Below are 20713 nucleotides of genomic sequence, written 5' to 3' on the forward strand. Positions count from 1 at the left end.
TGGGAAACCGCGCACCTGAATGGATGCTGACTTGGCGATGGGATCTGCCTATGGCGGGCTTAGCCTTTGGCGACTTCCGGCCGATGGAACTTGCTGTCGAGCCAGCATGGCTCTTGCCCAATGCACGGGAACACATCACGAGTGCCCTCGCGCATAGATATCGATGAGCCCAGGGCGTCACCCCGGGCATGGCCGGCACGACTCACCAGCGATAGGTCGCGGTCGCGATCAGCCCGCGCTGGTCTCCGTAGAAGCAGGACTGGGCAGCGCCGTCGCAGTTCGACAGGTAGGTCTTGTCAGCCAGGTTGCGCACATTGAGCGCCAGGCTCCACTGCTGGAAATCGTAGCCGACCATGGCGTCCAGCAACAAATACGCCGGGACCTTGGCCGGCGTGATGCCCCCGTTGCCGCGGGTCGAGCCCATGTAGCGCGCGCCCGCGCCCACCTTGACGCCGCCGACGAAGCGGTAATCCGCCCACACCGCCAGCTGGTGGCGGGGCACGGCCAGGGCTTGCCTGCCGATCTGCTCGGGGTTGGCGCTGGCAGTGACGATGGCCCGCGGCGTGTAGCTGTAAGCGGCCGTGAAATTCATGCGGGGCATCGGCTGCATGCTGACCTCCCACTCGATTCCGCGCGTGGATATCTCGCCCGTCTGGTAGGGAACGAAGTTCGGGTCCAACGTCACGTAATTGCGGCGGCGCAGGTCGAAGACCGCGATGCTGTACATGTCGCGCGTGCCGGCGGGCTGGTAGCGCAGGCCCGCCTCGTACTGGCGTCCGGATTCGGGTTCGAAAGGCCGCTGGGTCACCGGGTTGACAGCAGTGACGGGACTGAAGGACTCGGTATAGCTGACGTAGGGCGCCAGGCCATTGGGAGCCAGATACACCATCCCGGCGCGGCCGGTGAACTTGCCGTTCGAGACGCTGGTGGCCGCCCCGCCACCGAGCCGGTCCACATAGTCCGTTCGTGCCCGGTCATAACGTCCGCCCAGCGTGAACTGCCAGCGGTCGGCCCATTTGATCTGGTCCTGCATGTAGAGGCCGATCTGCCTCAGGCGGGAGGAATCGATCGCGTAGGGATCGGGCACCTCGAATGGTCCATTCGGATACAAAGGCGCGTTGATGTCGAGTGGCGGCGCGCTGCCCCCGCTGAAGGTGCTCGACTCGAAGCGGCTGCGCTGGTAGTCGAGGCCGAACAGCAGCCTGTGCCGCCATGCGCCGGAGCGCATGTCGGCCTGCAGCTGGTTGTCCACGCTGAAGGTGTTCGCCCATTCCCGGCTGCCGAAAAGCGTCCGGCTCAGCGTCTGGTAGTTGGCCGGGTTCAATGGGTCTCCGCGGTCCACCGTGATGAACATCGGCGACTGCAGTCCCGAGTAGTCCAGCTTCATGTGGCCCGCGCGCAGGTTCTGGCGGAAGGTGAGAGCGTCGTTGACACGGTGCTCGAACCGGTAGCCGGCCAGTTCCTGGTCCTGGTCGAACCGGTCGAAGTGGCTGTTGCCCACGAACAGCTCGCTGGGGATGTAGCTGCCGATGGCCGTCGGCACCAGCGAGCCCACCATGGGGCGCGTGCGGGTATAGACCCCCGAACGGTTGCGCATGAGCTGCGCATACGCGGTGAACGATGTGTCGCCCGAGATTTTCCATTGGATGGATGGCGCGAAGTAGGTGCGGTCGTTGCGCTCGCCTCCCGCGGGCAACTCGGCATCGCGCACCACGCCGAGCACGCGGTAGAGCACCGTCCCCTCCGCATCCAGCGCACCCGAGAAGTCCCCGGCGACCTGCTTGTGGCCATGGCTGCCGTATTGCACTTGCAGCTCGCGGACCGGCATGGGCGTGGGCAGCTTGCTGACCACATCCACCACGCCGCCGGGGCTCGCCTGGCCGTAGAGCACCGAGGCCGGGCCGCGCAGCACGTCGATGCGCTCTGCGCCATAGGGTTCGATCTTCCAGACGGCGAAGGTGTTGGCGTTGCGCAGGGGCAGGCCGTCCTGGTAGAAGCCCGGGCTGTAGGCATCGAAGCCGCGGATGTTGAGCCAGTCGTAGCGCGAGTCCGCGCCGTAGGGCGAGATGGTGATGCCTGGCGTGTAGCCCAGCGCATCGCGCACGGTGGTCGCGCCGATGGCCTGGATGCGGTCGGCCGTCACGACCGACACCGACTGAGGCGTCTCGATGATCGGCGTATCGGTCTTGGTACCCGCCGCGCTGCGCCGGGCCACATAGCCTGCGACGGGACCGGTGGATGTCTCGGGATCCGACGCCGCCGACACCGTCACGGCCGGGAGCGTGGTGGACATGGCGTCGGCGGGTCCGGCCGGTTTGATGACGATGCCTGCGCCATCCAGTACCGCAGCCAGTCCGGTGCCTGCGAGCAGCCGGTCCAGGGCCTGCCGTGGCGTCATGTTTCCCGATACGGCGGGCGCGGTCCTGCCCGCCACCAGGGCAGGCCGTACCATCAACTCCATCCGTGTCTGCCGGGCCAGGTCGTTGAGCGCCTCCGCCAGCGGCTGAGCGGCGATGCGGATGGGCACGGCCCGCGCGGCCGCGGCGCTGGCTGTGGGCTGTGACAAGGCTCCAGTGGCGCCGATGGCGAGGGCGACAGCAAGAGCGAGGGGGGCGGGCCTGGGGCAGGTACGGTGCATGCGCATGTTCTCCGGGAAGGTCTACGAATAAGAATCCTTCTCATGTAGACGCATGAGCCCGCTCTACCCCAACGTCCTGCCTGCGCCCTGCCCCGCTTTCACTTCCGCGGAAGAATCTCGGTCGTGCCGTCATGCTCCCGCAGGCGCACCGGCAAGACCTGCGGCAGTGCCCGGATGAAGCTGTCGAGACGGTGCGGATCGAAGGTTCCGGTCAGGCGCAATGCCGCCACCGCCGGATCGCCCACCGTCAGCCGGGTGTCCCCATAGCGTTCGAATTCCGCCAGCGCCTCGCCCAGCGGCGTATCGTCGAAGCTGACACGGTTGTCGCGCCAGGGCGCCATGCCGGCGGAGGAGATGGCCGTCACCTGGCCGAGTTCGCCAGCGGCATCGCTCGCGACCTGCTGACCCGCGGCCAGTTCCACGGCCCCGGGCGCCTCGTCTGCCGGCGGCAGGCTGGCACCCTTGCGGCCACGCACCAGGGACGCCACTCGTACATGCCCTTCCTCCACGGCCACCCGGACACCGCCCTGGCCGGACACACCCGGCGTGAAGCGCACGGAGAAACGGGTGCCGACCACCGTGATGCGCAGCGGTCCGGCCAATACATCGAAGGGACGGGATGGGTCGCCCTTGATGCTGAACACCGCCTGACCTTCCGGCAACCGGACTTCCCGGCGATGCCGGTAGAGCACCGCCTCGGCACGGGTGGCCGTATCGAGCCGCAGGCGGCTTCCGTCGGGAAGGTCCACCAGGCGCTGCTGGCCGCGCAAGGTGGCAAAGCTCTGGGAATAGACCGGCTGGCGCTGCCAATGGTCCCAGGCCAGATAGCCGCAGCCTGCCGCAGCCACGCTGCCCGCCAGCGCAGCTTGCGGGAGCAGTTCGCCCAGCCTGCGCCACCAGGGACGGCGAGGCGAGGACGCAGACTGGGCAGCCCGCCTTTCGGCCGCCTGGTCAGCGGCAAGGTCGCGGCGCAACGCGTCCACGCCCTCCTGCGGAAGCCCATCCAGCAGGCTCCAGTCGCCTTGCCATCGCCCCAGGGCGCGACCATGCGCCGGGTCGGCGGCCAGCCAGGCTTCGAACGCGCGCTGCTCGGCGGCGGGAAGGCCACCCTCCAGACGCACGAACCATTCGAGCGCCTGGCGTTCGAGGTCGCTCAATGCGGAGTCGGCGGACGACGGATGGCTCATGGAAAGATGCCGGTGTTCATGGATGAAGACGCGCGAGCCCACCCCAACCCTACCTCCACGCTTGGAAAACACGGGTAGCGGGTCATTCGGGTGCATCCTCGGCCGCACCGTCCATCCGGCGCAGGCACAGGCGGCACGCCTCCATCGCGCGCTGTATGTGCCGCTCCACCATCTTCACCGATATGTCCATCCGGTTGGCGACCTCGGCCTGCGAGAGCCCGTCGAACTTGTGCAGGATGAAGGCCTCCCGGCAGCGCAGCGGCAGCGCCCCGATCGCGGCGAGCAGCGCCTGGACCGTTTCCGCGGATGCGGCAGCGACCTCAGGCTCGCAGGCAACGGGAGCCGCGATACCCTCCAGAACAGCCATCGGATCGGCCTCGCTCTCGGCACCGGAGGATGCAGACTTGCCGGCCCGCACCTCGGCCCGGCGGTGCCGGTCGATCACCAGGTTGCGTGCCGTCCGGTACAACAGCGCGCGCGCGTCGCCGATGGCCTTCCCCGAATGCTGCACGGCCAGCACCCGTGCATAGCTTTCCTGCACCAGATCACGCGCAGTGTCGCGATCCCTGACCGCACGGGCCAGGAAGTTCAGCAACTCTCGGTAATGGCGTGTGACCACGGATCGATGGAACGGAGGGTGACGGCGTCCCGGCAGCCTGGCTCGCGGCAACCATGCAGGCGGATCCAGCGCACGTATAAAAAATAGTAACCATTCGCATTATCAACCATATGGCCAGACTTACGGAGAAACAGCAGAGCCAGCCCTGGCCTTCCAGATGCCCGAGGAACCCGCATCCCGCTTTGGGCAGGTCCACTGCGCTGGGCATGGGCGAACGAGCCGGACTCCGGAGGCCCGGGCGATTGGACTCGTGATCGGCAGCCAGGACGCGATCGATCAGGAGCTGGGCCGCCGGATCTTCGAGACCCCAGCACTGACCGGCCGTGGAATGACGAAAAGTGCCAGAGCGACACGTTCTGGCAACCGGCGCTGCGCGCGTGCTGCATCCGCAGGCGCCGTGCGTACCGGACACGGTACACCTGCGCCACCAACGCGCTGTCGGCTGGCGCCAACCCGGCCTACATCGCGCGCCAGATGGGCCACAAGAACGCCGAGATGCGGTTCACCGTGTACGCCAAATGGATCGACGGGGCTGACCGAGGGCGGGAGAAAGCGAAGATCGAGCAGATGCTCGCGGAAATGAAAAAGCCGCCTGGAGGAGGCGGCTTGATCGGGACTGGAACCTGAGAAAGTTCCCCAAGAGTTCCCTGATGTTCCGAAGCCTGGTCAACTTCAGAGGGGAAACTTGGTAGGCGCGATTGGACTCGAACCAACGACCCCCACCATGTCAAGGTGGTGCTCTAACCAGCTGAGCTACGCGCCTGTGTGTATTCGAGAAGCGAGAGTATAGCAGCAAAAAACCGGCCTCCGGACAAAGTGGCGAAATCCCGCTGCAACCCCCTCACCGCCGCCGCGCTGAGCGCACCCCCTGCACGGCAGCGACGATGGAGAGCACCTTGTTCAGGCGCCCGGAGTCCGAGACCTCCACGGTGAAGGTCATCCACGCCGTGCCCTTCACCGACTGGGTCTGTACGCCGATGACGTTGGTCTTCTCGCGCGCGAAGACTTCGGAGATGTCGCGCAGCAGGCCCTGGCGGTCGGCGGCCTCGACGGCCACGTCCACGGGGTAGAGGGCGGCAGGGTGGCCGCTCTGCCCGCTGCCCTGGGCCCCGCCGCCGGATCCGCCGGCGCTGCCCCATTCGACGTCGATCACGCGTTCGGCGCTGCGGGCAGCCATCTCGCGGAAGTTGCTGCAGTCCGCGCGGTGCACGCTCACGCCCTTGCCGCGCGTGACGAAGCCGCGGATGGGGTCCGGCGGCGCGGGCCGGCAGCACTTGGCCAGCTGGGTCATGAGGGAGTCGATGCCCACCACCAGCACGCCGCCCTTGGGCGCGTTCTCCTGCGTGCGCGTCTTCTTGAGCAGCAGGTAGTCGTCGGGCTGCAGCACGGGCTCGGGCGGGCGCAGCAGGGTCTCGATGGTGCGCAGGGAGAACTCATCCTTGCCCACCACTTCGAAGAGCGCATCGGCGGTCTTGAAGCCGAGCTGCACGGCCAGGTCTTCCAGCCGGATGGCCGTCTTGCCTTCGCGCTGCAGCAGCTTCTCGACGGCCTCGCGGCCCCGCGCCACGGTCTCGTGCGTGGCCTGGGCGTTGAACCACGCGCGCACCTTGGCGCGGGCGCGGTGGCTGGTGAGGTAGCCGAGTTCGGGGTTGAGCCAGTCGCGCGAGGGCCGGCCCTCCTTCACCGTGGTGATCTCCACCGTCTGCCCGTTCTGCAACGGCGTGTTGAGCGTGACCATGGCGCCGTCCACGCGCGCGCCGCGGCAGCGGTGCCCCACGCTGGTGTGCACCGCGTAGGCGAAGTCCACCGGCGTGGCGCCCTGGGGCAGTTCCACCACTTCGGCGTTCGGCGTCAGCACGTAGATGCGGTCCTCGAACAGCCCGCGCTGCTGCACCGCGCCGGACATGTCGCGCTCCCACGCCAGCAATTGGCGCAGCACGGCGATCTTGGCGTCGTATTCGCTGCTGGCGGACACGCCCACATAGCCCTTGGCGCCGGCCTCCTTGTAGGCCCAGTGCGCGGCCACGCCATGCTCCGCGTGGTCATGCATGGCCTGGGTGCGGATCTGGATCTCGATGGCCTTGCCGGCCTCGTCGCGCACCACGGTGTGCAGCGACTGGTAGCCGTTGGGCTTGGGTTTGGCGATGTAGTCGTCGAACTCCGCGTCGATGGGCTTGAAGTGCGAATGCACCCAAGACAGCGCGGCGTAGCAGTCCTTCACCGTGGGCACGACCACGCGCAGCGCGCGGATGTCGAACACCTGGTCGAAGTCGAGCGACTTGCCGCGCATCTTCTTGACGATGCTGTAGATGTGCTTCGGCCGCCCCTGCACGGTGGCACTGATGCTGCGCGCGCGCAGCTCGGACTCGAGCCGGCCGCGCAACTGCTCCATGTACACCTCGCGCTCGGCGCGCTTCTCGTCGAGCAGGCGGGCGATCTGCTTGTAGGTGTCGGGCTCCAGGAAGCGGAAGGACAGGTCTTCCAGTTCCCACTTCATCTGCCAGATGCCGAGGCGGTTGGCGAGCGGCGCGAACACCTGCAGCGCCTCGCGCGCGATCGAGGGCGAGACGGGCCGCTTGCTGGCTGCGTAGAAGCGCAGCGTCTGCAGGCGCGACGCCAGGCGCAGCATGACGACGCGCAAGTCGCGCGAGAAGGCCAGCAGCATCTTGCGGACGTTCTCGGTGTGGGTGGCCGGGTCGTCCACCACGTGGCCGGCGAGCTGTGCCTCGCGCGCATGGTGCTGCACGCGCATGAGCTTGGTGGTCTCCACGGCGAGCGTGGCGAAGTTCTGGCCGAAGGCCTTGGCGATGACCTCTTCGGGCTTGTTCAGGTGCGAGCAGGCATGCACGAGATAGCTGGCGGCCTGCATGGCCTCCGAGCCGCCGATGGCCTTGAGGATGGCGGCGACGGCCTCCGCGTGGGCGAAGGTGTTCTCCCCGGTCTCCAGCGTTTCACCGGACAGCAGCGGCTCGGCGAACGCCCGGGCGCGCGCCAGGGCGCCGGCCTGCTCGGGCAGCGACAGCGAGGTCGCGGCGATGAGCTGGGGCACGGCCTCCTGGCCGGACAGGGCATGCGGTGGCTGGGGCGCGGCGACACTTCTCATGGACGGGCCTCCCGCGCGCCCTGGCTGTCCGCGGCGGGCGTGCCGAACAGGAACTGCTCGACCACATCGACCTGGGCGGCGGCCACGAGGGTGGGCGCATGGCCCACGCCGGCCCATTCGACCACCCGCGCGCGCGGCCCGCGCTGCGCCATGGCCTGCACCGTAGCGGGCAGCAGCAGGTCGGATTCCGCCCCCCGCAGCACCAGGGTCTGCGCGCGGATCGCGTCATAGAGCTGCCACAGCTGGGCATCGCCGGCCCGCGCGGACTCGGGCGTCAGGCCGCGGAAGTTCTCGGCGATGGCAGGGTCGTAGTGCAGGCGCACGGAGCCGTCCGGCTGCGGGCGCAGCAGGGGTTCGGACAGCGCCTGCCACTCCTCGGCGGTGTGCGGGCCGAAGCCCGTGGAGACGACCCGCAGCCCCTCGACCGCGGCCGCCACGCTGGGGAAATCCACCACGCGGCCCACGTACTGGCCGATGCGCTGCAGTGCTGCCCATTCCAGGGTGGGGCCGACATCGTTGAGCACCAGCCGGCGCACCGGCGCGGGCAGCGGCAGCTCCGGCTGGCCGCACAGCGCCATGCCGATGAGCCCGCCCATGCTGGTGCCGACCCAGTCCAGCACGCGCACGGGCGCACAAGCATGGAGGTGGCCGAGCAGCGCGAGCATGTCGGCCGCATAGACGGGGACCTGGTAATGCGAGGCATCGGCCAGCCAGTCGCTGCGGCCGCGCCCGGCCACGTCCGGGCAGACGATGCGGGCATGCCGCGCGAGGCGGCGGGCCAGCACGTCGAAGTCGCGGCCCTGCCGCGTGAGGCCGTGCACGCAGACGACCACGTGGGGGTGCGCGGGGTCGCCCGTGCCGTTCCACTCCCAGTACGCCATGCGGTGCCCGCCCTCGCCCTCCCTGGATGCGCCCCCGGGGGATGCTGCGGCACCGGGGCAATGTACGTAGTTCAGCGTAGGCTCTGTCATGGGGGGCAATCGTCTCTGGGCCGCTCGATAATGGCCCTTCGTTCATCCTAATTCATTCGGAGAGACCGGCATGCTTCTCACTGGCAAGACTGCGCTCGTGACGGGTTCCACCAGCGGCATCGGACTGGGCATCGCCAAGGCCCTGGCGCGCGAAGGGGCGAACATCGTCCTCAACGGCTTCGGCGACGTGGACGGCCCCAGGGCGGAGGTGCTGGCGGCCGGGCATGCCGCGGGCGCGCAGGTGGCCTACCACGGCGCGGACATGGGCAGCGTGGCGGAAATCGAGGACATGATGAAGTACGCCGCCGCCCAGTTCGGCCGGGTGGACATCCTCGTGAACAACGCGGGCATCCAGCATGTCGCGCGCGTGGAGGCTTTCCCGGTGGAGAAGTGGGACGCGGTCCTGGCCATCAACCTGAGCAGCGCCTTCCACACCACGCGCCTCGCGCTGCCGGCCATGCAGGCCGCGAACTGGGGGCGCATCATCAACGTGGCCTCGGTGCACGGCCTGGTGGGATCGGCGCAGAAGTCGGCCTACGTGGCCGCCAAGCACGGCATCGTGGGCCTCACGAAGGTGACGGCGCTGGAGAACGCCACCACGGGCGTGACCTGCAATGCCATCTGCCCGGGCTGGGTGCTCACGCCGCTGGTGCAGAAGCAGGTGGACGCCAGGGCCGCCGAACACGGCCTCTCGAACGAGGAAGCCACGCGCCAGCTGCTGGGCGAGAAGGAGCCCTCGATGCAGTTCACCACGCCCGAGGAGCTGGGCGATCTGGCGGTGTTCTTCTGCTCGCCGGCCGCCAACAATGTGCGCGGCGTGGCCTGGAACATGGACGGGGGCTGGGCGGCGCAGTAGGCCGCGACAGCCCTCCCCCACGCTGGTCAGCGCAGTTGCACCGACCCGGAGACGTGGACCACCACCTGGGTCTTGCCGGCCTCGACCGGCACCGACTCGTCGGCGGACATCATGGACGACTTGGCCTGCATGGCCATCATGCGGGGCGGGCGCGGCCCGGGCGACATCTCGTCGCTGTTGACCGACACCTCGCGCAGCGAATAGCCCGAGAAGCCGAAGCCCTTGGCCAGTTCGCCCGCGCGGTTCTTGAACTCCTCGATGGCCCGGGTCTGGGCCTCGGCCTGGACACGCGCCCGCGCCTCCTTGGACAGGTCGAACGCGATCTGGCTGATGGGCATGGACTGGATGCGGCCGGCCGTGGTGGTGATGCGCGAGAAGTCGCGCCCCTGCAGCACCAGTTCGGCCCGACCCTGCCAGGCGGTGATCTTGCCGTCCTTGCCGTAGCGCGGGTACAGGCCGAACTGACCGGTGCGCACCTCCATCTGTTCGGGCTGCGCGGCGCGCTTGGCTTCGGCCAGGCCGGCATCCAGCGCCTGCCGCAACTGTGTCTGCACGGTGGATGCATCCGCGCCCTCGCGCGTGGCCGCCAGGGTCAGCACCAGCAGGTCCTGCTGGACATCCACCGAGCCGCTCGCGGCGAGCTGCAGCACGTTCTGGGGCGCCGGCGTGGCCACGTTCTGGGCAAACGCCGTGCCCGACACGGCGGCGATGGCGCAGGCTGCTGCCAGGGGGGCGAGGAATTTCATGAAGGGACTCCCTGTATGGAAAAAATCGTGTGAAAACCTACATGCCGGACACGCGCATGCGGGCAGGCCGCCCACGGTAACGCACGCGGCGGCCCCGGGAGATGTCGCACGGGCAACCCCGCTGATAGCCTCCGCAAAATTTGTAACACTTGGTCAGACCCGCCGGAAAAACGCGAACTTCGGGCGGCAAGGTGGTCAGAATCGGCTCTGTTACAAATAGGACCCAGGAAACTCATGGCCTCTACAACCAACCGTACCGACAAGATCCTCGTGGTGGACGACGACGCGCGCATCCGTGATTTGCTGCGCCGCTATCTGACCCAGGAAGGCTTCGAAGTCATGGTGGCGGAAGACGGCAAGGCGCTCAACCGCATCCTGCTGCGCGAGACGGTCGAACTGATCGTTCTGGATCTCATGATGCCCGGCGAGGACGGGCTCTCCATCTGCCGCCGCCTGCGCGCGGCCAACGACCGCACCCCGATCATCATGCTCACCGCCAAGGGCGAGGACGTGGACCGCATCGTCGGGCTGGAAGTGGGTGCCGACGACTACCTGGGCAAGCCCTTCAATCCCCGCGAGTTGCTGGCGCGCATCCACGCCGTGCTGCGCCGCCGCCCGCCGCAGGAGGCCCCGGGCGCCCCCTCGGGCGACAACGAGGTCGTGACCTTCGGCCCCTTCACCTTCGACCTGGGCACGCGCGCCCTGCAGAAGAACGGCGAGGAGCTGCCCCTCACCACCGGCGAATTCGCCATGCTCAAGGCCCTGGTGCGCCACCCGCGCCAGCCGCTGTCGCGCGAAAAGCTGGCCCTGCTGGCCCGCGGCCGCGAGTTCGAGCCCTTCGACCGCAGCCTGGACGTGCAGGTCTCGCGCCTGCGCAAGCTGGTCGAGGTGGATGCCGCCGCTCCCCGCTACATCCAGACCGTCTGGGGCGTGGGCTACGTGTTCGTGCCGGATGGAGCGAGCTGATCCGCGACCGGCAACCCCGCGCGCGGGCACCGGCCGGCACCCTGTGCAGCCCGGTGCCCGCTGCCCTTCCATGGCCTGCAGCGGCCCGGCTCTTCTCCTGACCTGACATGAGCGCCTCCCATGATGCGTCTTCGGACGCCACCAGCCCCGCGCCACTGGAGACGACGCCGGACCGGCGTGCGTCCCAGCGCACGCGCGTCGGCCTGAACCTTTTCTGGCGCACCTTCTTCCTGCTCGCCCTGCTGCTGGTGGGCAGCATCCTGGCCTGGCTGCAGACGCTGCGCGCGCTCGAGTTCGAGCCCCGCACCCTGCAGACCGCGCAGCAGATCGCCTCCCTCGTGAACCTGAGCCGTGCCGCGCTGGTGCATGCGGACGCCATCGCCCGCGTCTCGCTCATCAAGACCATGGCGGACCAGGAGGGCGTGCGCATCCTGCCCCGCGAGCCCAGCGACCGCTTCGACCTTGTGGACGACACCGCGCTGGGCGTGCGCCTGACCGAAGAGCTCACCGAGCGCCTCGGCCCGGGCACCATCGTGGCCGGCAGCGTGAACGGCGAGAGCGGACTGTGGGTGGGCTTCACCATCAACGGCGATCCCAACTGGCTGCTGATGGACCGCTCGCGCCTGAGCACGGCGGGCGGCAAGACCTGGCTGATCTGGCTCATCACCGCAGCCGCCCTGTCGCTCGCGGGTGCCGCGGCGATCGCGCGGCTCATCAACCGGCCGCTCAAGCAGCTTTCCTACGCTGCCAACCGCGTGCGCGACGGCGACTTCGCGGCCAGCCAGCTCGACGAGGAGGTGGTGACCAGCGAGATCCGAGAGGTGAACATCGGCTTCAACCGCATGGCCCAGAAGCTCGCGAAGCTCGAGCAGGACCGGGCGGTGATGCTGGCCGGCATCTCGCACGACCTGCGCACGCCGCTGGCGCGGCTGCGGCTGGAAACCGAGATGAGCGTGATCGACGACGTGGCCCGCGAGCACATGGTGGCCGACATCGTGCAGCTCGACGCCACCATCGACAAGTTCCTGGACTACGCTCGGCCGGACCACGTCACCCTCACGCCGGTGAACCTGCACGGGGTGGTGTCTTCCTGCGTCTATGCGGTGCAGGACCACCGCGAACTGCAGATTTCCATGAGCGTGCCGGAAGACCTGATCGTGCTGGCCGACGAGGTGGAGCTGGCGCGCGTGATCTCCAACCTGCTGGAGAACGCCCGCCGCTACGGCAAGACACCCGAGAGCGGCACGGCCTCCGTGGAGATCGCCGCCAAGGGGCGCGAGAAATGGGTGCTGGTGAAGGTGCGCGACCACGGCCCGGGCGTGCCGCCCGACCAGCTGAGCAACCTGACCAAGCCCTTCTTCCGCGGCAACTCCGCGCGCACGGCGGCCGCGGGCGCGGGCCTGGGCCTCGCCATCGTGGACAAGACCGTGCAGCGCATGGGCGGCATCTTCGCGCTGGCCAATTCCGGCTCCGGCGGCCTGGTGGCGCACATCCAGCTGCAGCGCGCCTCGCAGTTGCCCGCCGGCAAGGACCCCAAGCAGCGGCTGCAGCGTCCGCAGATCAAGCGCCAGCTGCCGCCCGATGCCGCCAAGGGCGGCAAGCCCGTCAAGCCGGCGAAGGCCTGAACAGCAGCACGGCCGCGCGCGCCTCCATGGCCAGGCCCTGCCCCACGGGGCCCATGCGCTCGGCGGTCTTGGCCTTCACGTTCACCTGGTCGGGCTGCAGGCCCAGTGACCGGGCCATGCCTTCGCGCATCGCGGGGATGTGCGGTGCGAGGCGCGGGGCCTGGGCGATCACGGTGCTGTCGATGTTGCCGATCTCGTGGCCGCGCTCGCGCACGCGCCGTGCGGCTTCCACCAGCAGGACCATGGAATCGGCGCCGTTGAAGCGCTCGTCCGTGTCCGGGAAATGGCTGCCGATGTCGCCCAGCCCGGCGGCGCCCAGCAGCGCGTCGGTCACCGCATGCAGCAGCACGTCGGCATCGGAATGCCCGAGCAGGCCCATGGTGTGGGGGATGTCCACGCCGCCGATCACCAGGCGGCGGCCCGGCACCAGGGCATGGATGTCCCAGCCCTCGCCGATGCGGAATGGGGGAAGCGTCATGGGCAGTTCCGTCCTTGTCTGTCAGAAGAAAGTCTTGCCCGGCAGCGGCGCGCCCTGGGCGAGCGGCCCGCCGAAGCGCTCGAGGGTGGCCGGCAGCATGCGCTGTGCCAGCACGGCCTCGGCCAGGGCGAAGTCGTCCGGATAGGTGACCTTGAAGTTCTGCGCCCCACCCGGCACGAGGCGCGGGTGCAGGCCCATGGCTTCCATGGCGCTGGCCTCGTCGGTGGCCTGCGCGCCGTAACGCACGAGCGCGGATTCGAGGGCGCCCAGGCGGAACATCTGCGGGGTCTGGGCGAGCCATTTGTCGCTGCGGTCCACCGTGGAGGCGACGCGCACGCCGCCCGGGCCTTCGCTGGCCGTCTTGAGCGTGTCGGCCAGCTTGTGGGCCAGCAGGCCGCCCACGCTGTCGTGCTCGCAGGCATCGATGAGGGCGTCGATCTGCGCGGTGGTCACCAGGCAGCGCGCCGCGTCGTGCACCAGCACCCAGTCGCCCTCCTCCGCGCCGCGCTCGCGCAGCGCACGCAAGCCCCCGAGCACGGTATCGGCGCGCGTGGCGCCGCCACAGGCGACGGCGAAATGCAGGCCGGAGGGATGGGCATCGAAGAAGGCATCTCCCGGCGCCACGGCCACCAGGGTGCCCAGCAGGCGCCGCACGCCCGCGAATGCCGCCAGGGTGTGCAGCACGAGCGGCAGCCCGGCCACCGGCTGGTACTGCTTGGGCACGCCGGCCGCGGCGCCCGGCGCCACGGCGCGGGCGCCGGTGCCCGCACAGGGCAGCAGGGCCCAGAAACGGCCCGGCGTGGCCGGAGGCGAAAGGGTCGGTCGGGGCGGCAGCAGGTCGCTCATGGGGCGGCCATTGTAGGAGCGCGGCGCGCCGTGGCCGGCCGGCATGCCCCGGGCGCCCCGCCGGGATGGCCACCGCCCTAGAATGCCTGCATGGCCGCGCCACACGCGCGCGGCCCGCGGCGCTCCGGTGCGCCCAGCCAGTCCCCGCTTTCCCATGGACCTCCCCAAACTCATCCCCGGCAAACGTTTCACCATGCCGCGCCCCGTGGGCAGCGCGGACGCCCTGCTGCTCGCGCGCGTCGCGGAGCGCGAGAAGGCCGCCCGGCGCACCACCGCCATCGTCACGGCCGACGCCACCGACGCGCAACGCCTGATCGACGAGATGGCGTTCTTCGCACCCGAGTTGCGCTGCGCGCTGTTCCCCGACTGGGAAACGCTGCCCTACGACACGTTCTCGCCGCACCAGGACCTCATCAGCGAGCGCCTGGCCACGCTCTGGCGCATCAGCCAGAAGGACCGGGACACCGGCGCCGACGTGGTGCTGGTGCCGGCCACCACGGCGCTCTACCGCCTCGCGCCGCCCTCGTTCCTCGCGGCCTACACCTTCCATTTCAAGGTCAAGCAGAAGCTGGACGAGGCGAAGTTCCGCGCCCAGCTCACGCTGGCCGGCTACAGCCACGTCTCGCAGGTGGTGGGCCCCGGCGAATATGCGGTGCGCGGCGGCCTGATCGACCTCTTCCCCATGGGATCGCCCGTGCCCTACCGGGTGGACCTGTTCGACGACGAGATCGACTCCATCCGCACCTTCGACCCGGACACGCAGCGCAGCCTCTACCCCGTGCCCGAGGTGCGCCTCCTGCCCGGCCGCGAGTTCCCCATGGACGACGCGGCCCGGGCCAAGTTCCGCAGCCGCTGGCGCGAGCTGCTGGAGGGCGACCCCACCAAGAGCCGCATCTACAAGGACATGGGCAACGGCGTGGCCACCGCCGGCATCGAGTACTACCTGCCGCTCTTCTTCGACGAGACGGCCACGGTCTTCGACTATCTTGGAGAAGACGCCACCGTGGTATTGCACGGCGACCTGGAGCCGGCCTTCCAGCGCTTCTGGCAGGACACAAAGGAGCGCTTCCGCCTGGTGCAGGGCGACCCCGACCGGCCGGCGCTGCCGCCAGAATCGCTGTTCCTCGGCATCGAGCAGTTCTACACCCGGGCCAATGCGCATGCACAGCTCGCGCTGCGGCCGGGCGTGGAGGACGTGGAGGGCAACCCGCACTTCCAGAAGCTGGGCGACCTGTCGGTGGTGCGCGGCGCCGAGGATCCGCTCGCGCGCCTGCATGCCCACATCCGCAACACGCAGCACCGGGTGCTGCTGCTGGCCGAGAGCGACGGCCGGCGCGAGAGCCTGTTGGACTTCCTGCGCGCCTCGCAGCTGAATCCGCCGGCCTTCGATTCGCTGGCCGAGTTCCAGGGCCAGGCCGACGAGCGGGTCGGCATCGCTACCGCGGCCCTGGCCACGGGCTTCGCCTGGCTGGAAGAAGGCATCGATTTCGTCACCGAGACCGAGCTGTTCGCGGCCGGCACCACCACGCGCCGGCGCAAGAAGCAGGAGCAGGTGAGCGATGTCGAGGCGCTCATCAAGGACCTGTCGGAACTGACCCTCGGCGACCCGGTGGTGCACAGCGCGCACGGCATCGGCCGCTACCGGGGCCTGATCCACATGGACGTGGGCCAGAAGAACCTCGACGGCACGCCCGCGATGCAGGAGTTCCTGCACCTCGAATACGCCGACAAGGCCGTGCTGTACGTGCCGGTGAGCCAGCTGCAGCTCATCAGCCGCTACACGGGCGTGTCCGCCGACGAGGCGCCGCTGCACAAGCTGGGCAGCGGCCAGTGGGAAAAGGCCAAGCGCAAGGCCGCCGAGCAGGTGCGCGACTCCGCCGCCGAACTGCTCAACATCTACGCCCGCCGCGCGGCGCGCGAGGGCCATGCCTTCCGCTACAGCCCCCAGGACTACGAGCAGTTCGCCAACGACTTCGGCTTCGAGGAGACGGCCGACCAGAACGCCGCCATCCACGCGGTGATCCAGGACATGATCTCGCCCCGCCCCATGGACCGGCTGGTCTGCGGCGACGTGGGCTTCGGCAAGACCGAGGTGGCGCTGCGCGCGGCCTTTGTGGCCGTCACGGGCGGCAAGCAGGTGGCCTTCCTCGCGCCCACCACGCTGCTGGCCGAGCAGCACTACCAGACTCTGGTGGACCGCTTCTCCAAGTGGCCGGTGAAGATCGCCGAGGTCTCGCGCTTCCGCTCGGGCAAGGAGATCACGGCCGCCATCAAGGGCATCGGCGACGGCACGGTGGACATCGTGGTGGGCACGCACAAGCTGCTGTCCGAATCCACCAAGTTCCACAACCTGGGCCTGCTCATCATCGACGAGGAACACCGCTTCGGCGTGCGCCACAAGGAGCAGATGAAGGCCCTGCGTGCCGAGGTGGACGTGCTCACGCTCACCGCCACGCCGATCCCGCGCACGCTGGGCATGGCGCTGGAGGGCCTGCGCGACCTCAGCGTGATCGCCACCGCGCCGCAGCGGCGCCTGGCGATCAAGACCTTCGTGCGCAACGAGGGCACGGGCGTGATCCGCGAGGCGGTGCTGCGCGAATTGAAGCGCGGCGGCCAGTGCTACTTCCTGCACAACGAGGTCGAGACGATCGAGAACCGCCGCCAGAAGCTGGAAGAGATATTGCCCGAGGCGCGCATCGCCGTGGCCCACGGCCAGATGCCCGAGCGCGAGCTGGAGAAGGTGATGCGCGACTTCGTGGCGCAGCGCTACAACATCCTGCTGTGCTCGACCATCATCGAGACCGGCATCGACGTGCCCACGGCCAACACCATCATCATGAGCCGCGCCGACAAGTTCGGCCTGGCGCAGCTGCACCAGTTGCGCGGCCGCGTGGGCCGCAGCCACCACCAAGCCTATGCCTACCTGATGGTGCCGGACGTGGACGGCCTGACCAAGCAGGCGGCCCAGCGGCTGGACGCGATCCAGCAGATGGAGGAACTGGGCTCGGGCTTCTACCTCGCCATGCACGACCTGGAGATCCGCGGCGCGGGCGAGGTGCTGGGCGAGAACCAGAGCGGCAACATGCTGGAGGTGGGCTTCCAGCTCTACAACGAGATGCTGAGCGAGGCCGTGAAGTCGCTCAAGGCCGGCAAGGAGCCCGACCTGCTGAGCCCCCTGTCGGTCACCACGGACATCAACCTGCATGCGCCGGCCCTGCTGCCCGACGACTACTGCGGCGATGTGCACCTGCGCCTGTCGTTCTACAAGAAGCTCGCCACCGCGAAGACGGCGGACCAGATCGACGCCCTGCTCGAAGAGATCGTGGACCGCTTCGGCAAGCTGCCGCCGCAAGCGCAGACGCTGATCGACGTGCACCGGCTGCGCGTGCTGTCCCAGCCCTACGGGGTCATCAAGGTGGATGCGGCACCGGGCGTGACGAACATCACGTTCCGGCCCCAGCCGCCGGTGGATCCGATGCAGATCATCCACCTGATCCAGAAGAATAGGCACATCAAGCTCGCGGGCAACGAAAAGCTGCGCATCGAGCGCGAACTGCCGGACGCGAAGGACCGGGCGCAGATGGTGCGCGACGTGCTGCGCAGCCTGGGCCAGCCGCTGGGGGCGGCGCAGGGCGCTCCGGCCTGACGCCACGCTTGCGGGGCATGGCCACCGCGGACCGCAGGGGCGCCCGAAGCGCCGTTTGCCGGAGCCGCCCACGGATGCCCCCATGCCCCTCGAAGCCGCCATCGTCCTGACCGCCCTCGCCGCCGCGGCCGCCACCCGCCCGTGGCGCCTGCTGGCGGCCGGGCCCGCTCGCCCCCTATCGCCCCTGCTCACGCCGCTGCTGGCCACGCTGGTGTTCCTGCCCTGGATATGGGCCCTGCCCACGCTGCACGCCATGCCGCTGCAACTGCAGATGTCGGGCGCCTGCCTCGTGGTGCTGATGGTGGGCTGGCCGCTGGCCGTGCCGGTGCTGGCCACGGTGGCGGCGATGGCGGCCCTGCTCTCGCCCGCCCTGTCATGGAGCGAGGCGCTGGGCCTGGCGGCCTGGCAGGGCGTGGTGCCCGCCACCCTGGCGCTGCTGCTGGGTGCGCTGCTGCGCCGGCTGGCCGGCACGCACCTCTTCGTCTATGTGCTGGGCCGCGCCTTCCTCGGCACGGCCCTGTGCATGTTCGCGGCCAGCGGCCTTGCGCTCTGCAGCGGCCATGGCCTGCCGGGCGTGGACCCGGGCCTGGCCATGGTCGCCCGCTGGCTCATGGCCTGGGGCGACGCGGTGGTCACGGGCATGCTGTGCGCGGTGTTCGTGGCCTTCCGGCCCGAGTGGCTGGCAACCTGGTCGGACCGGCTGTACCTGCAGCCTTGACTTTCACTGTTTCTCCGACGTTTTCACTTTTAAAAGCCACCCCGTCGGTCAAGGAAAAGCGTATGAAGTTGATTCAAACCGGCTTTCGGTGAAATGTCTTGCGCCGACTGGATGGTGATTGCGCTCAATTGATGAAGACGCCCGTAGCGCGATCAGATCTTCCGTCATAGTTGTTCCAAGCCGTTACCGATTACGTGACGCACGACAACACGCCGATGCCTTTGTGCGGCGGAAGGCCCGGAGGAGCAAGAGTTATGCGACAAGACGTCTTCACCACGCAGCGAGAGTTTGACTTTCCTGCCAATGCAACCCTGATGTCTACGACGGACACGCAGAGCCACGTCACATACGCCAACGCGGCCTTCATCGCCGTCAGCGGCTTCGACCGTGATGAGATCATGGGGAAGCCCCACAATCTGGTCCGCCATCCCGACATGCCGAAACAGGCGTTCGCGGACATGTGGGCCACTTTGAAGCTCGGAAAATCGTGAACGGCCCTGGTGAAGAACCGGCGCAGGAACGGCGACTACTACTGGGTGCGCGCCAACGCCACGCCCGTGATCCGCAGAGGGCAGGTGACGGGGTACATGTCGGTGCGGACGAAGCCCTCGCGCTTCGAGATCGAGGCTGCGGAATCGCTGTACCGCAAATTCAGGCGGGGAGAGGCAGGCTCACTGGCCTTCCACCAGGGGCTGATCATCCGCACGGGCTGGCTGGGATGGATGTCGGTGTTCCAGAAGATGCCTGTGCGCTGGAGAATCAGATCAGGCTTTTGTGCCTGCGCCGCGCTGGGTTGCGCAGCGGCCGCCGGTTGCGGCCTCTCCGGAGACGCCCTGGGCACCTATGCGGCAGGGACAGCCACTGCCGCGCTCGCCCTGTCACTGTGGCTCGAGTCGCAGATCGCACGCCCGCTGGATTTGGTACAACGGCAGGCACTCAGCGTGGCAGCGGGTCAGCCGATCGAGAACAAGCATCTGAACCGTGTCGACGAGATCGGCATGATCCTGCGCGCCGTCAACCAGGCAGGCCTCAATCTGCGGTCGCTGGTCGACGACGTCAGCGAACAGGTCGGCGGTGTGCTCACCACCAGTTCCGAAATCGCCGATGGCAACCACGACCTGAACTCGCGCACCGAAGATGCAGCGTCGAACCTGGAGGAAACGGCGGCGGCGATGGAGGAAATGAACTCCACCGTCAAGAACAATGCGGCCATCGCATGCAAGGCCGCGGAACTTGCGGAAGGAGCGAACCAGGCCGCCAGCAGCGGAGGCGCCATCGTGCGGGAAGTCGTGGAGGTCATGCAGGAGATCTCGGCAGCCAGCCAGCAGATCTCCAGCATCCTCGGCGTGATAGACGGCATTGCCTTCCAGACCAATATCCTGGCCCTGAATGCCGCGGTGGAGGCAGCGCGCGCGGGAGAGCTGGGCAAAGGCTTCGGAGTGGTCGCGAGCGAAGTCCGCAATCTCGCGCAGCGTTGCGCCTCGTCCGCCAAGGAGATCAAGAGCCTGGTCGGCGCGAGTCTGGACAAGGTGGGAAGCGGTGCGCTGAAAGTGGATGCAGCAGGCCGCGCAATGGCCGACATATTGACGCAGGCCGCCCGCGTGAACGACCTGATCGGCCAGATCAACCATTCGACCGTGGAGCAATCCAGGGGTATCGATGAAGTCAACGTCGCGATATCACAACTCGATCACATGACCCAGCAGAATGCCGCGCTCGTGGAGGAGTCCGCAGTGACCGCGGGGTCGCTGGCAGCACAGGCGCAGCGGCTGGCGGAATCGGTGAGCGTCTTCAAGGGGTGACGCAGTATTGCCGGGGAACGGGCCCTGCGCAGTCGAGGGCAGGCACCGCAGATGGATGACTTGGGGATGCGAAGGGTATGTCGTCGAACGGCCAGTCGTGGACATTTCATTTGAAGACCACCGACATGGACGAGGCGAAGCAGAAGCTGTCTGCGGTCTACGTGCCGATCAAGATGGTGGCCGCGCCGAGCACCGAGCTGGACGTGAGCAGTTCGGGAGCGTCCATCGGCGGCATCACCGCATCGAGCATGCGCACCGAATCGGGTATGGAACTGCATACCGCCGAGACTTGCGATGCCTATCACATCTGCTCCGCGTACCGGGGTCGGATGTTGCTCTTCGGAGGCACGCATGTGCTCGAAATTCCGGCAGATGGCGCGCTGCACCGATGGGACTCGTCGGCGGTGACGCGTAGCGTCTTAGAACGTGTTCAAAGTCTCCTGATCAGGAGAACCAGGAACGCTAGGTGGACGAACTGCAAGCTGGTGTTGAGCCATCGCTCGCAGTTCTTC

At 68.4% G+C, this 20713-nt stretch carries 15 protein-coding genes, 1 tRNA gene and 1 pseudogene; 8 read left to right on the forward strand and 9 right to left on the reverse strand.

All coding sequences use genetic code 11. The features are described 5' to 3' along the window. Nucleotides 1-202: 202 nt before the first annotated feature. The 3 genes from T336_RS0107370 to T336_RS0107380 form a co-directional block, all read right to left on the reverse strand. Nucleotides 203-2566, reverse strand: a complete 2364-nt coding sequence (locus T336_RS0107370; RefSeq protein WP_026432049.1) for a TonB-dependent siderophore receptor — start codon at nt 2564-2566, stop codon at nt 203-205. A 170-nt stretch (nt 2567-2736) separates the two neighbouring features. Further along, complete coding sequence (locus T336_RS0107375; RefSeq protein WP_026432050.1) at nt 2737-3825, reverse strand: FecR family protein; 1089 nt, start codon at nt 3823-3825, stop codon at nt 2737-2739. A gap of 82 nt (nt 3826-3907) precedes the next feature. Continuing rightward, complete coding sequence (locus T336_RS0107380) at nt 3908-4444, reverse strand: RNA polymerase sigma factor (RefSeq protein ID WP_051647076.1); 537 nt, start codon at nt 4442-4444, stop codon at nt 3908-3910. Between the two features lie 474 nt (nt 4445-4918). Between T336_RS0107380 and T336_RS26545 the strand changes: the two genes are divergently transcribed. After that, nucleotides 4919-5071, forward strand: coding sequence for a hypothetical protein (locus T336_RS26545; protein ID WP_156957812.1), 153 nt, complete (start codon nt 4919-4921; stop codon nt 5069-5071). A 59-nt stretch (nt 5072-5130) separates the two neighbouring features. Here the strand turns inward: T336_RS26545 and T336_RS0107390 are convergent. From T336_RS0107390 to T336_RS0107400, 3 genes are all read right to left on the reverse strand, one after another. Next, nucleotides 5131-5207: transfer RNA gene (locus T336_RS0107390), tRNA-Val, on the reverse strand. Between the two features lie 78 nt (nt 5208-5285). Continuing rightward, a complete protein-coding gene (locus T336_RS0107395; RefSeq protein ID WP_026432052.1) occupies nt 5286-7547 on the reverse strand; it encodes a RelA/SpoT family protein in 2262 nt (753 codons plus the stop codon). Then, on the reverse strand, nt 7544-8518 hold the full coding sequence (locus T336_RS0107400) for an alpha/beta fold hydrolase (RefSeq protein ID WP_026432053.1): 975 nt from the start codon (nt 8516-8518) through the stop codon (nt 7544-7546). Before T336_RS0107400 ends, T336_RS0107395 begins: the two co-directional genes overlap by 4 nt. 70 nt (nt 8519-8588) lie before the next feature. On the opposite strand from T336_RS0107400, the gene T336_RS0107405 reads away from it, so the two are divergent. Next, on the forward strand, nt 8589-9374 hold the full coding sequence (locus tag T336_RS0107405) for a 3-hydroxybutyrate dehydrogenase (RefSeq protein ID WP_026432054.1): 786 nt from the start codon (nt 8589-8591) through the stop codon (nt 9372-9374). A 26-nt stretch (nt 9375-9400) separates the two neighbouring features. Here the strand turns inward: T336_RS0107405 and T336_RS0107410 are convergent, their stop codons facing one another. Then, complete coding sequence (locus T336_RS0107410; RefSeq protein WP_026432055.1) at nt 9401-10120, reverse strand: SIMPL domain-containing protein; 720 nt, start codon at nt 10118-10120, stop codon at nt 9401-9403. Nucleotides 10121-10354: 234 nt separating this feature from the next. Here T336_RS0107410 and ompR point away from each other — a divergent pair, with 234 nt between their 5' ends. After that, nucleotides 10355-11086, forward strand: coding sequence for an osmolarity response regulator transcription factor OmpR (gene ompR, locus T336_RS0107415; protein WP_011794721.1), 732 nt, complete (start codon nt 10355-10357; stop codon nt 11084-11086). A gap of 107 nt (nt 11087-11193) precedes the next feature. Continuing rightward, nucleotides 11194-12711 carry a sensor histidine kinase family protein gene (locus tag T336_RS0107420; RefSeq protein WP_019702438.1) on the forward strand — a complete coding sequence of 506 codons (1518 nt, stop codon included), beginning with the start codon at nt 11194-11196 and terminating at the stop codon, nt 12709-12711. Here T336_RS0107420 and ispF read toward each other — a convergent pair. After that, on the reverse strand, nt 12692-13189 hold the full coding sequence (gene ispF / locus T336_RS0107425; protein WP_026432056.1) for a 2-C-methyl-D-erythritol 2,4-cyclodiphosphate synthase: 498 nt from the start codon (nt 13187-13189) through the stop codon (nt 12692-12694). The two genes, T336_RS0107420 and ispF, sit on opposite strands and share 20 nt — an antisense overlap. Nucleotides 13190-13210: 21 nt before the next feature. Then, nucleotides 13211-14035 carry a 2-C-methyl-D-erythritol 4-phosphate cytidylyltransferase gene (gene ispD, locus T336_RS0107430; protein WP_026432057.1) on the reverse strand — a complete coding sequence of 275 codons (825 nt, stop codon included), beginning with the start codon at nt 14033-14035 and terminating at the stop codon, nt 13211-13213. Between the two features lie 154 nt (nt 14036-14189). Between ispD and mfd the strand changes: the two genes are divergently transcribed. From mfd to T336_RS27355, 4 genes and pseudogenes are all read left to right on the forward strand, one after another. Next, a complete protein-coding gene (gene mfd, locus T336_RS0107435) occupies nt 14190-17681 on the forward strand; it encodes a transcription-repair coupling factor (RefSeq protein WP_026432058.1) in 3492 nt (1163 codons plus the stop codon). A gap of 82 nt (nt 17682-17763) precedes the next feature. Next, nucleotides 17764-18399, forward strand: a complete 636-nt coding sequence (locus T336_RS0107440; protein WP_026432059.1) for a hypothetical protein — start codon at nt 17764-17766, stop codon at nt 18397-18399. 254 nt (nt 18400-18653) lie between these two features. Further along, nucleotides 18654-20201, forward strand: a pseudogene (locus tag T336_RS24870) (methyl-accepting chemotaxis protein). Between the two features lie 110 nt (nt 20202-20311). Next, nucleotides 20312-20713, forward strand: a 402-nt coding sequence (locus T336_RS27355) for a hypothetical protein (RefSeq protein ID WP_035225413.1), incomplete at its 3' end; no start/stop codon positions are given.

The sequence above is a fragment of the Paracidovorax oryzae ATCC 19882 genome (assembly GCF_000687165.1).
GTDB classification, from domain to species: Bacteria; Pseudomonadota; Gammaproteobacteria; order Burkholderiales; family Burkholderiaceae_C; genus Paracidovorax; species Paracidovorax oryzae.

Excerpts from the sequence above, each read along its gene's own strand:
- T336_RS0107440 (WP_026432059.1), top strand. The coding sequence starts at position 17,764 with ATGCCCCTCGAAGCCGCCATCGTCCTGACCGCCCTCGCCGCCGCGGCC.
- ispF (WP_026432056.1), bottom strand. The coding sequence starts at position 13,189 with ATGACGCTTCCCCCATTCCGCATCGGCGAGGGCTGGGACATCCATGCC.
- T336_RS0107410 (WP_026432055.1), bottom strand. The coding sequence starts at position 10,120 with ATGAAATTCCTCGCCCCCCTGGCAGCAGCCTGCGCCATCGCCGCCGTG.
- T336_RS0107420 (WP_019702438.1), top strand. The coding sequence starts at position 11,194 with ATGAGCGCCTCCCATGATGCGTCTTCGGACGCCACCAGCCCCGCGCCA.
- ispD (WP_026432057.1), bottom strand. The coding sequence starts at position 14,035 with ATGAGCGACCTGCTGCCGCCCCGACCGACCCTTTCGCCTCCGGCCACG.
- T336_RS0107395 (WP_026432052.1), bottom strand. The coding sequence starts at position 7,547 with ATGAGAAGTGTCGCCGCGCCCCAGCCACCGCATGCCCTGTCCGGCCAG.
- T336_RS26545 (WP_156957812.1), top strand. The coding sequence starts at position 4,919 with ATGGGCCACAAGAACGCCGAGATGCGGTTCACCGTGTACGCCAAATGG.
- ompR (WP_011794721.1), top strand. The coding sequence starts at position 10,355 with ATGGCCTCTACAACCAACCGTACCGACAAGATCCTCGTGGTGGACGAC.
- T336_RS0107375 (WP_026432050.1), bottom strand. The coding sequence starts at position 3,825 with ATGAGCCATCCGTCGTCCGCCGACTCCGCATTGAGCGACCTCGAACGC.
- T336_RS0107400 (WP_026432053.1), bottom strand. The coding sequence starts at position 8,518 with ATGACAGAGCCTACGCTGAACTACGTACATTGCCCCGGTGCCGCAGCA.
- T336_RS0107405 (WP_026432054.1), top strand. The coding sequence starts at position 8,589 with ATGCTTCTCACTGGCAAGACTGCGCTCGTGACGGGTTCCACCAGCGGC.
- mfd (WP_026432058.1), top strand. The coding sequence starts at position 14,190 with ATGGACCTCCCCAAACTCATCCCCGGCAAACGTTTCACCATGCCGCGC.